General features: G+C 74.4%; 9 protein-coding genes. 6 read left to right on the plus strand and 3 right to left on the minus strand.

All coding sequences use genetic code 11. The features are described from left to right. Window positions 1-1,036: NB-ARC domain-containing protein (locus ABZ885_RS26530; protein ID WP_360193484.1), on the plus strand; the 1,036-nt coding region annotated here is incomplete at its 5' end. Between the two features lie 121 nt (window positions 1,037-1,157). On the opposite strand, the gene ABZ885_RS26535 is transcribed toward ABZ885_RS26530, so the two are convergent. Then, complete coding sequence (locus ABZ885_RS26535) at window positions 1,158-1,454, minus strand: hypothetical protein (RefSeq protein ID WP_360193487.1); 297 nt, start codon at window positions 1,452-1,454, stop codon at window positions 1,158-1,160. Window positions 1,455-1,755: 301 nt separating this feature from the next. Between ABZ885_RS26535 and ABZ885_RS26540 the strand changes: the two genes are divergently transcribed. The 4 genes from ABZ885_RS26540 (at window position 1,756) to ABZ885_RS26555 (ending at window position 8,128) form a co-directional block, all read left to right on the plus strand. Further along, entirely contained in the window at window positions 1,756-2,247 is a 492-nt protein-coding gene (locus ABZ885_RS26540) for a hypothetical protein (RefSeq protein ID WP_360193490.1), read from the plus strand. Between the two features lie 238 nt (window positions 2,248-2,485). After that, window positions 2,486-4,243, plus strand: coding sequence for a sulfate permease (gene sulP / locus ABZ885_RS26545; protein WP_360193493.1), 1,758 nt, complete (start codon window positions 2,486-2,488; stop codon window positions 4,241-4,243). A 141-nt stretch (window positions 4,244-4,384) separates the two neighbouring features. Next, entirely contained in the window at window positions 4,385-5,323 is a 939-nt protein-coding gene (locus ABZ885_RS26550) for a polyphosphate kinase 2 family protein (protein WP_360193496.1), read from the plus strand. Between the two features lie 81 nt (window positions 5,324-5,404). Continuing rightward, window positions 5,405-8,128 carry an HAD-IC family P-type ATPase gene (locus ABZ885_RS26555; RefSeq protein WP_360193499.1) on the plus strand — a complete coding sequence of 908 codons (2,724 nt, stop codon included), beginning with the start codon at window positions 5,405-5,407 and terminating at the stop codon, window positions 8,126-8,128. Here the strand turns inward: ABZ885_RS26555 and ABZ885_RS26560 are convergent. Both ABZ885_RS26560 and ABZ885_RS26565 read right to left on the minus strand, forming a co-directional pair. Beyond that, window positions 8,118-9,410 (minus strand): MFS transporter, encoded by a 1,293-nt coding sequence (locus ABZ885_RS26560; protein ID WP_360193502.1) that lies wholly within the window; start codon window positions 9,408-9,410, stop codon window positions 8,118-8,120. The two genes, ABZ885_RS26555 and ABZ885_RS26560, sit on opposite strands and share 11 nt — an antisense overlap. 4 nt (window positions 9,411-9,414) lie before the next feature. Beyond that, window positions 9,415-10,203, minus strand: a complete 789-nt coding sequence (locus ABZ885_RS26565) for a GntR family transcriptional regulator (protein WP_360193505.1) — start codon at window positions 10,201-10,203, stop codon at window positions 9,415-9,417. 286 nt (window positions 10,204-10,489) lie between these two features. Here ABZ885_RS26565 and ABZ885_RS26570 point away from each other — a divergent pair, with 286 nt between their 5' ends. Further along, window positions 10,490-11,923, plus strand: coding sequence for a DUF2252 domain-containing protein (locus tag ABZ885_RS26570; protein ID WP_360193508.1), 1,434 nt, complete (start codon window positions 10,490-10,492; stop codon window positions 11,921-11,923). Window positions 11,924-12,056: the final 133 nt, after the last annotated feature.

Genomic DNA, 12,056 nt, shown 5'->3' on the forward strand with positions numbered 1-12,056 from the left:
GGCCGGCCGCGGAGGCGTGCTGCACCGTCACGATCGGCCGCCCGGTGCGGTCCCGGCCCAACTGCCCCCGGACGTCGGCGACTTCACCGGCCGGGCGGCCGAGCTGGAGCTGATCGTGCACGCCCTCGCCGACGCCGGCCGGCCGGGGCCGGCGGTCGTGGTGGTCTCGGGCGGCCTGGGAGCCGGCAAGACCACCCTGGCCGTCCGGGCCGCCCGGACCGTGCGCGCCGCCTTCGCCGACGGCCAGCTCTACGCGGAGCTGAACGGCTCCGCAGGCGGGCCCGGCGAGCCCGCCGCCGTGCTGGCGGGCTTCCTGCGCGCCCTCGGCGTGCCCGCCGAGGAGATACCGGAGCGGACGGCGGAGCGCGCCGAGCGCTACCGGGCCCTCCTCGCCGGGCGGCGCGTCCTGGTGGTGCTCGACGGCGCCCGGGACGAGGAGCAGGTGCGCCGGCTCCTGCCGGGCGACCCGTCCTCCGCCGTCCTGGTCACGGCGCGCGGCCGCCTGGGCGGGCTCGCCGCGTCGCCCGCCGTGCACCTGGGGCGGCTGACGCCGGAGGAGTCGGTGGCGTTCCTGTCCGCCGTGGCGGGGCGTTCCCGCATCGCCGCCGAGCCGGCGGCCGCCGCCGACATCGCGGCGGCCTGCGGGCGGCTCCCGCTCGCCCTGCGCGTCGCGGCCACCAAACTCGCCGCCCGGCCCACCTGGACCGTCGCCGCCGTCGCCGACCGGTTGCGGGACGAGCGCCGCCGGCTCGCCGAGCTGCGCGTCGGGGAGCTCGCCGTCGAGGCCGAGCTCCGTGGCAGCCACCGGCTGCTGCCGGAGGACCTCGCCGCCGCGCTCCCGCGGCTCGCCGCTCTCCCGGTCGGCTCCGTCCCGGAGGCGGCCGTCGCCCTCGGCGTCCCCGAGCCCGCCGCCGGCCTGATCCTGGAACGGCTCGCCGAGGCGGGGATGCTGGACTCCCCGGAGCAGGGCCGCTACGCCTTCCACGACCTGGTCCGGCTGTTCGCCCTGCTCGCCGCGCCCGGCGGCACGGACTGAGCCTCCGTCAGCCGGGGGACGCGGCTCCATGCCGTGCCGGCATCCCGGCCGGGCCCCGGAAACGGCGGACCCCCGCGCCGGGCGCCGGAGCGCCGTGCCGCGGGGGTCCGCCGGGAGCCGGTCAGCAGTGGACGCTGCGCTCGCAGTCGAGGTAGCGGCGGACCTGCGCCTCGATGGCGGCCGCGCGGGCGTCCACCACGTTGGCCTCCCGGAAGTGGCCCTGGCTGCGCAGGCGCTGGGCCTCCCGGCGCAGCTTGGCGGCCTGGGCCTGCAGCTCGGGGATGTTGACCTTGATGGCGGCCTGGGCCACGGCGGCCGGGGCGGCCTCGGCGGGCGCGGCCTGGGCGGGCGCGGCGGCGAGCAGCAGGCCACCCGCGAGTGCGGCCGAGACGGTGAGCGCGGAGATGCGTCGACGCATGATTTCCCCCTGGTTCTTCGGTGGTTCACCTGACGGTCGGCCATCGGTCGAACTGATGACCGATCAGTAGCGTAAGGGATCAGACCCGCCGATCCCGCACCGGCCTGCGCATTCCGGACATTCGGCGGGGCGGCCCCCTGCCGATCGGCGGGGGCCGCCGGTGCGCGCGGGCCACGCCCGGCGCGCGCGAGGCGTGGCACGGGACCGGAGGCGCGCGGCCGCCCCGGCCGCCCGGCATGTCCGGCCGCTCACCCGGGTAAGGCCGAGCCGGGGGATCGAGGGGGGCGGAATGTTGAGACGGTTGACGCGTCTTCTGGCCGTACTCGCGGCCGCACTGGTGCTGGCCGCGAGCGGTTGGCTGGCCTGGTGGCTGCTCGGCGACGGCCTGCGGGCGACCGCGGGCATCGGCCCGGCCGACGGCGTCGTGCGGGTCGCCGGGTGCCACACCGGCGACGACGGCGACGGCCGCACGACGGCCTTCGCGTGCGAGGGCACCTTCGCCGCGGCCACCGGGGCGGAGCGCCCGATCGTGCTCGCGGACGCGCAGGACGCCTACCCGAGGGGCACCGCCGTCCCGGTGCGACTCGCGTGGGGCAAGGCGTACGAGACCTCCGCCCGCGAGGCGGCGGCGGTGATCCTGCTCGGCTGTGCCGTGGCCTGCCCCGGCGTGCTCACGGCCGTCTGGCTGCTCGTCTCGGCCCGGTCGGGCCGGCCGGCCGACTTCGACGCACTCGTCGTGCTCGGCGCGGCCCTCCCGCTGGCGCTGACCGGGGTCGCCGCCGCCATGAAATGACCGACCGTCAGGACTGCCGGATCGCCCCTTCGGCGGGCAGTCGGTGCCGGGCGCCCGGTGCGATCCCCGGCCGGGGCGGGCACCCCGTCGTGCGCGGGGCGTCGGCGGCGTGGAGCCGCTGCTCACCCGTTCGGGCTACGCCCGTGGCGGTGGCCGCGGCGAGCCGTGACGATGTAGCGGCAGGCGGCCGCGGCGGACCCCGAACCCGAAGCCGTGCCCCGAGGGAGAAGGGGAGTCGATGACCACGTCGACCGGTCCCGTCGCGGGCGGTCGGGGTCGGGCCGGGCGGCTGCTCCCCGGCCTCCAGGTGCTCCGGTCGTACCGGCGCGCCTGGCTGCGCACCGACCTGGTGGCCGGTGTCACGGTCGCCGCCTACCTGGTGCCGCAGGTGATGGCGAACGCGACCGTCGCGGGCCTGGACCCGGTGGCCGGGCTCTGGGCGATCCTGCCCGCCGCCGTCGTCTACGCCTTCGTCGGCTCGTCCCGGCTGCTGTCGGTCGGGCCCGAGTCGACGACCGCGCTGATGACGGCGAGCGTGGTGGGACCGCTGGCGGCGGGGAACCCCGAGCGCTACGCCGTCCTCGCGGCGGCGCTCGCGGTCGTGGTCGGGATGATGTTCGTGCTCGCCTGGATCGCCCGGCTGGGCTTCGTCGCGGACCTGCTCTCGCAGCCCGTCCTGATCGGCTACCTCGGCGGCGTCGCACTGATCATGATGGTGGACCAGCTGACCAAGATCACCGGCGTCGAGACCGAGGGCTCGCACTTCTTCCCGCAGCTGTTCTCCTTCTTCCGGAACATCTCCCAGGCCGATCCCGCCACGGTGGCCTTCAGCGCGGTGACGCTGCTCTTCCTGTTCCTCGCCGCGGCGTACCTGCCGCGTGCCGTGCCGGTCCCGCTGCTGGCGCTGGTCCTGGGCACGGCGGTGGTGGCCGCCTTCCAGCTGGACGAGCACGGCATCGCGGTGATCGGAGCGATCCCCACCGGGCTCCCCGGCTTCGCGTTCCCGTCACTGAGCGACTTCAGGGAGCTGGCGCTGCCCGCCGTCGGCGTGCTGCTGGTCGGCTACACCGACGTGATCCTGACGGGGCGTGCCTTCGCCTCCCGCGGCACCGGCGAGCGCCTGGACGCCAACCAGGAGCTGCTGGCGCTGGGCGCGGTGAACCTAGGCACCGGAGTCCTGCACGGGTTCCCGGTGAGCAGCAGCGCCAGCCGCACCACCCTGGCCAAGTCCGCGGGCGCGCGCAGCCAGCTGTACGGGCTGGCGGCCGCCGCCGTCGTGGTGGCCGTGCTGCTGTTCCTCGGCCCGGCGCTCGCCCACACGCCCTCGGCCGTGCTGGGCTGCCTGGTGATCTTCGCGGCGGTCGGGATGATCGACATCGCGGGCTTCCGGCGGCTGGCCGCGTTCCGCCGCCGGGAGCTGCTGCTCGCGCTCGGGTGCCTGGCCGGCGTCCTGGCCCTGGACATCCTCTACGGCGTCCTGGTGGCCGTGGGCCTCTCGGTGGCCGAGCTGCTCACCCGGGTGGCACGGCCCCACGACGCGGTGCTCGGCACGGTGCCCGGGGTGCTCGGCATGCACGACGTCGACGACTACCCGCAGGCCCGCACCATCCCCGGACTGCTCGTCTACCGCTACGACTCGCCGCTGTTCTTCGCCAACGCCGAGGACTTCCGGCGGCGGGCGCTGGCCGCCGTCGCCGAGCAGCAGGAACCGGTCCGCTGGTTCGTGCTCAACGCCGAGGCCAACGTCGAGGTGGACATCACCGCGCTGGACTCGCTGGAGGCGCTGCGCGAGGAGCTGGCCGCGCGCGGCACCGTGCTCGCCCTGGCGCGGGTCAAGCAGGACCTGCGGCAGGAGCTGGACGCGTACGGGCTCATCGACACCATCGGCGAGGACCGGGTGTTCCCCACACTGCCGGCGGCGGTGGCGGCGTACCGGTCCTGGAGTGGCGGCGGCAGTGGCGAGGGTGGCGGGACCGCCGGCGACGCGAACGGGTGACGGCGGCCCGCCGGCCGCTGCTGCGTCCGGGGTACGCCGATCGGCGCACTGCGCACCCCGCCCGGGTTGCGGCACCGGGCCCGGCCGCACAGCCTCGGAAGCGGACGTGCCGGGTCACGGCGGCGGAGGAGGCCGGTTCGGATGGCGGACAAACGGGCCAAGCGCATCGCGAAGTTCATCAAGCCGCTGCGGGTGAAGCCCGGGACGAGCGTGGACCTGCGCGACTTCGACCCCCGGTACAAGGCGGGGATGAAGAAGCGCGACGGCGTCGGACTCCTGGAGACCGGCGTGTCGCTGCTCGCCGAGTACCAGGCCCGGCTGGCCGCCCAGGACACCCACGGGGTGCTCTTCTGCCTGCAGGCGCTCGACGCCGGCGGCAAGGACGGCACCATCCGCCACGTCATGAGCGGCGTCAACCCGCAGGGCGTCCGGGTGAGCAGCTTCAAGGTCCCCTCCGCCGAGGAACTCGACCACGACTACCTGTGGCGCTACGCCCGCAGGCTCCCCGCGCGCGGCGAGATCGCGATCTTCAACCGTTCGCACTACGAGGAGGTCCTCGTGGTGCGGGTGCACCCGGAACTCCTGGAGCGGCAGCGGCTGCCGGAGTCCGCCCTCGGGGCCGGCGTCTGGGCGCGGCGCTACCGGGAGATCAACAACTGGGAGCGCCACCTCACCGACAACGGGTTCACGGTGGTGAAGATCTTCCTGAACCTCTCCAAGGAGGAGCAGCGCACCCGCTTCCTGAAGCGCATCGACCTCCCGGAGAAGAACTGGAAGTTCTCCGCGGCCGACGTGCGGGAGCGCCGCTACTGGGACGACTACCAGGGGGCGTTCTCCGAGATGCTCTCGGCCACCAGCACGCCCTGGGCCCCGTGGTACGTCGTGCCGGCGGACCGGAAGTGGTTCGCGCGCATCTGCGCCGCGGCGGTGCTCGCCCACGCGCTGATCAAGATCGACCCCCGGTACCCGGTGGTCGGCGAAGAGGTCCACCGGGAACTGATGGCGGCCAGGCTCGACCTGGAGGCGGAGGCGCCCGAGGGGGAGCCGGCCGACCCGTACGCGGCACGGCACCGCACCTAGGCGGGACCCGGCGGGCCCACGCCGAGAGCGCCGGGGGCGAGCGGACATCCGAGCAGGGACAGCAGCAGGGACAGGTGGAAGATGACGGTCGAACCCGGCCCCGCGGGAGCGCGGTCGCCCGAGCCGGAACCCTGGTACGCGCGCTCACCGGAGGACGTGGCGCGCACCCTCGGCGTGGATCCGGACGTCGGCCTGCCGGCGCCGCGGGCGGCCGAACTGCGGGCGGCGCACGGGCCGAACGCGCTGCCCCAGGAGGAGCCGAGGCCGGCCCTGCTGCGCTTCCTGGACCAGTACCGCAGCTACATGCAGATCATCCTGGTGGCGGCGGCCGTGGTCTCGATGGCGATCGAGCAGTGGAGCACCGGCATCCTGCTGGTCGTGCTGACCCTGCTGAACGCGGTCGTCGGCCTGCGCCAGGAGGGCAAGGCCGAGAGCGCGATGAACGCGCTGAAGTCGATGATGAAGGCCACCGCGCGGGTCCGCCGGGACGGCACCGAGTCCGAGATCCCGGCCGAGGAACTCGTCCCCGGCGACGTCGTGCTGATCGCCGCCGGGGACCAGGTGCCGGCCGACGGGCGGATCGTGGCGGCCAGCGCGCTGCAGATCGACGAGTCCTCGCTCACGGGGGAGAGCGTGCCCGCCGCGAAGCAGGCCGGCACCCTCCCCGCGGAGGCGCTCGGGCCCGGCGACCAGAACAACATGGCCTTCATGAACACCCCGGTCACCCACGGCAGCGGGGTGCTGGTCGTCACCGGCACCGGTGCGGACACCGAACTCGGCAAGATCTCCGGCATGCTGTCGTCCACCGCGAAGGAGCAGTCGCCGCTCACCCGCGAGCTGAACAACCTCACGCTGTGGATCGCCGGTGCGGCCGGCCTGACCATGATCGTGATGTTCGCGCTGGGCCGGCACCGCGGCCAGGCCTGGGACACGCTGTTCATCAGCGCGGTCTCGCTGGCCATCGCGGCGATCCCGGAGGCGCTGCCGACGGTGACGCAGGTGATCCTCTCGGTGGGAAGCCTCAACCTGGCGAAGCGCAACGCGATCGTGAAGGAGCTCCCCTCGGTCGAGACGCTGGGCTTCACCTCGGCGATCAACTCCGACAAGACCGGCACGCTGACGATGAACCAGATGACGGTCGTCGAGGTGATCAGTCCGACGGACCGCTACACGGTCTCGGGGACGGGCTACCGCCTGGAGGGCCGGGTCCACCACGTGGCGGGGACCTCCGCGGGCATCGAGGACGCGATCCTGCCCTACCTGGTCGCCAGCGACGCCACGCTGGTGGACGGCACGGTGGTGGGCGACCCCACCGAGGGGGCGCTGCTCGTCCTCGGCCACAAGGCCGGCCTGGACATCGACGGCACCCGGGACCGCCTGACCCGGCTGGCGACGCTGCCGTTCGACCCGGACTACAAGTTCATGGCCACCTTCAACGAGGCGAAGGACGAGTCGGGGCGGCCGGTGGTGCGCTGCTTCGTCAAGGGCGCCGCGCCCGCGGTGATGTCCCGTGCCGTCAGTGCGCTCTCGGCCGGCGAGACGGTGCCCTGGGAGGGCGAGCTGAGCCGGCGCGCCCAGGAGCAGGTCGAGCGGATGGGCGGCGAGGGCCGACGGGTGATGGCCGCCGCGACCCGTGACCTGGACGCCGGGCACTTCGACCCGGACGGCGACCTGCTGGCACTGGTCACCGGCCTGCGGATGACCAGCCTGGTGGCCATGGTGGACCCGCCGCGGGCCGAGTCCAAGGCCGCCGTCGCGAGCGCGCAGGACGCCCACATCCGGGTGCGCATGGTCACCGGGGACGACGTCACCACCGGGGCCGCCATCGCCCGGCAGCTGGGCATCCCGGGCGAGGCCGTCCTCGGCGCCGACTTCGCCGCGATGACGGAGGAGGAGCAGCTCACGCGCATCGACGACATCGGGGTGGTCGGACGGGTGGCGCCGGAGCACAAGGTCCTGCTGGCCGCCACGCTGAAGAAGAAGGGCGAGGTCGTGGCGATGACCGGCGACGGCGTCAACGACGCGCCGGCGATCAAGGCCGCCGACATCGGCATCGCCATGGGCAGCGGCACGGACGTGGCCAAGAACGCCGGCCGGATGATCCTCTCCGACGACAACTTCGCGACGATCGTGTTCGCGGTGGAGGAGGGGCGCAAGCTCTACGACAACCTGACCAAGTACATCCGCTTCGTGCTGCTGCTCCTGGTCACGTTCGTGCTGACCTTCCTCGGCGCCACGCTCTTCAACATCGCCGCCGGTGAGCCGTTCCCGCCGCCGCAGGTGCTGTGGATCCACTTCGTCGTGAACGCCCCGTTCGGCTTCGCGCTCGGCTTCGACCGGGAGAGCCCGGGGCTGATGCGGCGCACGCCGCGTCCGCGGGGCGAGTCGGTGCTGACCCGGCCGCTGCTGGTCACGGTGTGCCTGTCCGGACTGGTCCTCACGGTGATGCTGCTCGGGCTGATCAAACTCGGCCAGAACCACTACGGCGACGTGCACACCGGCAGTTCGATGGCCTTCACGGCCTTCTCGCTCTGCCTGATCGTGGCGGCCTTCGAGTGCCGCAGCGAGACGGCTTCGGTGCTGACGGCGGCCAGCTTCGACAGCCGGCAGATGAACCTGGCGGCACTGGGGGAGTTCCTGCTGGCCGTGATGGTGACCCAGATGGACGGCTTCCGGCGCGTCCTGGGCACGGTGGAGATCGACCTCCGGCAGTTCGGCTGGGCGCTGCTGGCGGCCGTGGCGTTCCTGCTGCTCTGGGAGCTGGGGAAGCTCGCGGCCCGCAGGGCCCGGCCGGTCACGGCCTGAGACGGGAAGGCCGCCAAGCGGGTCGGCCGGCCGGCAGGGGAGCCTCCTCCCCCGGTGCTCCGCGCATGCCCCGCAGCGGTGAGGCGAAGGCCGGCAGGAAGCTCAGGGTCATGCCGGCGGCGCCGATCCACAGGGTGGCCGTCGCGCCCAGCGCCGTGCCCGCGGCTCCCCCCAGGAGTCCGCCCAGGGGAAGGCTGCAGCACGCCAGGAACCGGGTGGTCGCGCTCATCCGGCCCAGGATCCGGTCCGGGGTGAGGGCCTGCTGGATGCTGGACTGCGCCACCACCCGGACGACGCCGCCCAGCGAGAGGCCCGCGAGCCCGACCGCCGCCACGCCCAGGGTCCAGCCGGGGCGGGCCAGCGGCATCAGCGCCGTCAGCGGACAGGTGGCGAGCGGCGCGAGCCAGACGACCGGACCGGGCCCGAGCCGCGCGGACAGGCGGCCCGCCGCCAGCGCGCCCGCCAGCGCGCCGCAGCCCATCCCCGACAGCACGAGGCCGGTCCCGGCGGAGTCGAGGCCCAGCTCCCTGCGCAGGAAGACCAGCAGCATGGCCTGGTACAGGGCCAGGAAGAGGTTGAAGACCGCATCGCCGAGCGCGGTCGCGCGGAGCACGGGATGGCCGAGGACGAACCTCAGACCGTCCCGGATGTCACGGAGCAGCCGGGGCCGCACCCCGGCCTCCGGCCTCCGTTCACGCTTCCGGATGCCGGTCGCCAGCAGGCCGGACGCCGCCAGCCCGACCGCGCTCGCCACCACCGTCGCCGGGGCTCCCGCCCAGCCGGCCAGCGGACCCGCCAGCGCCGGGCCGCCGATGCTGGTCACCGAGCGGACCGCCGAGAGCCTGGCGTTCCCCTCGACCAGCCGGTCGCGCCCCACGAGGTGCGGGAGACAGCCGGCGTAGGCGGCGTCGAAGAACGCGGTCAGCGCGCCGTGGACCACGGCGATCGCGAAGAGCCAGCGGACGGTCAGGAGGCCGGCCCACCACGCGATCGGTAGGGTCAGGAGGGCCAGCGCCCGCGCGAGATCGGTGCCGATCATGACCGAGCGCTTCCGCAGGCGGTCCACCCACGCGCCCGCGGGCAGTCCGGCCAGAAGCGAGCCGGTCGTGGTCAGTGCGGACAGCAGCCCGACGTGGAACTCGTCGGCGTCCAGGGCCACGATGGCCGTCAGCGGCAGTGCCAGGAAGACGATGCGGTCGCCGAGTTGACCGACCGCGGTGGCGGCGAACAGGCGCCCGAAGTCGGGATCCCGCAGGAGTCCGGGCCGCAGGGGTGAGGGCATCCGGTCACCTGCCGCCGGCCGGGGGGAGCCGGCGTTCCGCCGGATCCGGCGGTTCGGGGTGGTCGGCCCCGAACTCGTAGACCACCGCCCGCCGTCCGTCCGGGATGACGATGTCGGCGGTCTCCACCGCCCGTCCGTCGGCGTCGTAGAGGGTCCGCTCGATCCGGAGCACCAGGTCCCCGGCGCCGATGCCCAGGAGGAGCGCCTGTTCCCGGGTGGCGTGGGCCGGGCGCGGCCGCTCGACCACCGTGCGGACCAGCACGCCGATGGAACGCATCCGGGCGACCACGCCCCGTCCGGCGAGCGGGCCGGTCTCGGGCAGGACGACCGGTGTCCCGGCCGTGACGGCCATCGGCTCCCAGGACTCGGAGAGTTGGACGGGCTGCCCGCCGGCGAGGAACTCGTAGTGTGTGGTGACGCAGGGATCCCCGGGGCCGATGCCGAGCCGTTCGGCGATCGCCTCGGGGGCGGGGACGCGCACCCGGCTGTGCGCGTCCCACGCGGTGGCCCGGCCGCGCTCCGGGGAGCCGGCCCGGTGGCCGAGGTGCCGTGCGCGGACCATCTCCAGGCGCTCGGACGGGATGCGGACGTAGGTGCCCGAGCCCGACCGTCCTTCCAGCAGGCCGTCGGCGATCAGGTGTTCCACGGCCCGCTGGGTGACGTTGCGTCCGACGCCGTACTCCACGGCCAGCCGCGCGCGCGACGGCAGGCGCGCCCCGGTCCGCCACTCTCCCGCGAGGATCCGCGCGCGCAGCGCGTCGCTCACGGCACGGTACGGCGCCTCTCGGGGCACGGCGGCTCCTCCGGTTGCTCGGATGCACGGCGCTGGTGGTTCCAGGCGGCATCGGCAAGCTATGCCACCGGGCCGGAGCTAATGGAGTAGCACCACGGGGAGTGACACCACCCGGTGGCCGGACGGCCGGGAGCACCGGCGAGCGGATCCGGGCGGGCGGCGTAGGGTGGAAATGCGCCCGGCCCCGTGACGTCACGGCGCCGCCGCCCCGCGCCGGTGCGCCGTGCCGCCCGCGCCGCCCCCACCTGAACACCGCGGTGGTCACCGACCGGTCAGGAGGCCTGCGATGCCCAAGGAATCCGCGCCGGCGCTGCGCGCGGTGCGGCACGCCACCCCCGAGGAGCGGGCGGCGCTCGGCAAGAACGCCCGCCGCCGCACGCCCCGGTCGAGCCACGCCGAGTACCGGCCGGCGAAGGGCCGGCCCGATCCGCTGGGCATCCTGGCGGCCCAGTCGGCCCGGCGGCTCCCCGAGCTGGTGCCGATCCGCTACGGCCGGATGAGCGAGTCCCCGTTCCGCTTCTACCGCGGCGCCGCCGCGATCATGGCCGCCGACCTGGCGGGCTCGCCGGACTCCGGGATCAGGGCCCAACTGTGCGGCGACGCCCACATGCTGAACTTCCGGCTGCTGGCCTCACCGGAGCGGCAACTGCTCTTCGACATCAACGACTTCGACGAGACCCTGCCGGGCCCGTGGGAGTGGGACGTCAAACGGCTGGCGGCCAGCCTGGTCATCGCCGGGCGGGCGAACGACTTCGACGACGACGAGCGCTCGGACATCGTGCGGGCCACGGTGCGGTCGTACCGCGAGGCGATGCACCGGTTCGCGGACCTGCGCAACCTCGACGTCTGGTACACCCGGATGGACTCGGAGCGCCTCCAGGAGCTGGCCGTCGGCCGGATCCGGGAGCGCGGGCGGAAGCGCCTCGCGCAGGCCATGGCCAAGGCCCGGACCCGCGACAGCCTGCAGGTCTTCGAGAAGCTCACCGAGACGGTGGGCGGGCAGGTCCGGATCGCCGCCGACCCGCCGCTGCTGGTGCCGCTCTCCGACCTGGTCCCGGAGGTCACCCGCGGCGCGCTGGAACGCACCTTCCGCGACCTGATCGAGCGCTACGCCCGCACGCTGACCTCCGACCGGGGCACGCTGCTCGCGGACTACCGGCTGGTGGACGTGGCCCGCAAGGTGGTCGGCGTGGGCAGCGTCGGCACCCGCTGCTGGATCTTCCTGCTGCTCGGCCGGGACGGCACCGATCCGCTGTTCCTGCAGGCCAAGGAGGCCGACACGTCGGTCCTGGCCGCTCACGTCGGAGTCGGCCCGTACGCCAACCAGGGTGAGCGGGTGGTCTCCGGCCAACGGCTGATGCAGGCGGCCAGCGACATCTTCCTGGGCTGGGAGCGCGTCGAGGGGATGGACGGCCGGCGCCGCGACTTCTACGTCCGCCAGCTGCGCGACTGGAAGGGCATCGCCGTGGCGGAGGACATGGTCCCGGGCGGGATGCGGGCGTTCGGCGAACTGTGCGGCGCCACCCTGGCCCGGGCGCACGCGAGGTCCGGTGACCGGATCGCGATCGCCGGCTACCTCGGGCGCGGGGAGTCCTTCGACCGCGCACTGGCCTCGTTCGCCGAGTCGTACGCGGACCAGAACGAACGGGACCACCAGGCGCTGCTCGACGCGATCCGGTCCGGCCGGCTGCCGGCCGAGGAGGTGGAACCGTCGGGGTGACCGCCGGCCCGGTGGGGGCTGGTGTGCCTGGCCGGGGTTGGGGGTGTTACTTGGTGAGGCCGGCCTTGACGGAGCAGACGGGCCAGGCGCCGGGGCCCTGGGCGGCGAGGACCTTTTCGCCGATGGCGATCTG

This window comes from Kitasatospora sp. NPDC047058 (genome assembly GCF_040643935.1).
Lineage (GTDB): Bacteria > Actinomycetota > Actinomycetes > Streptomycetales > Streptomycetaceae > Kitasatospora.

Excerpts from the sequence above, each read along its gene's own strand:
- sulP (WP_360193493.1), top strand. The coding sequence starts at position 2,486 with ATGACCACGTCGACCGGTCCCGTCGCGGGCGGTCGGGGTCGGGCCGGG.
- ABZ885_RS26555 (WP_360193499.1), top strand. The coding sequence starts at position 5,405 with ATGACGGTCGAACCCGGCCCCGCGGGAGCGCGGTCGCCCGAGCCGGAA.
- ABZ885_RS26570 (WP_360193508.1), top strand. The coding sequence starts at position 10,490 with ATGCCCAAGGAATCCGCGCCGGCGCTGCGCGCGGTGCGGCACGCCACC.
- ABZ885_RS26535 (WP_360193487.1), bottom strand. The coding sequence starts at position 1,454 with ATGCGTCGACGCATCTCCGCGCTCACCGTCTCGGCCGCACTCGCGGGT.
- ABZ885_RS26560 (WP_360193502.1), bottom strand. The coding sequence starts at position 9,410 with ATGCCCTCACCCCTGCGGCCCGGACTCCTGCGGGATCCCGACTTCGGG.
- ABZ885_RS26550 (WP_360193496.1), top strand. The coding sequence starts at position 4,385 with ATGGCGGACAAACGGGCCAAGCGCATCGCGAAGTTCATCAAGCCGCTG.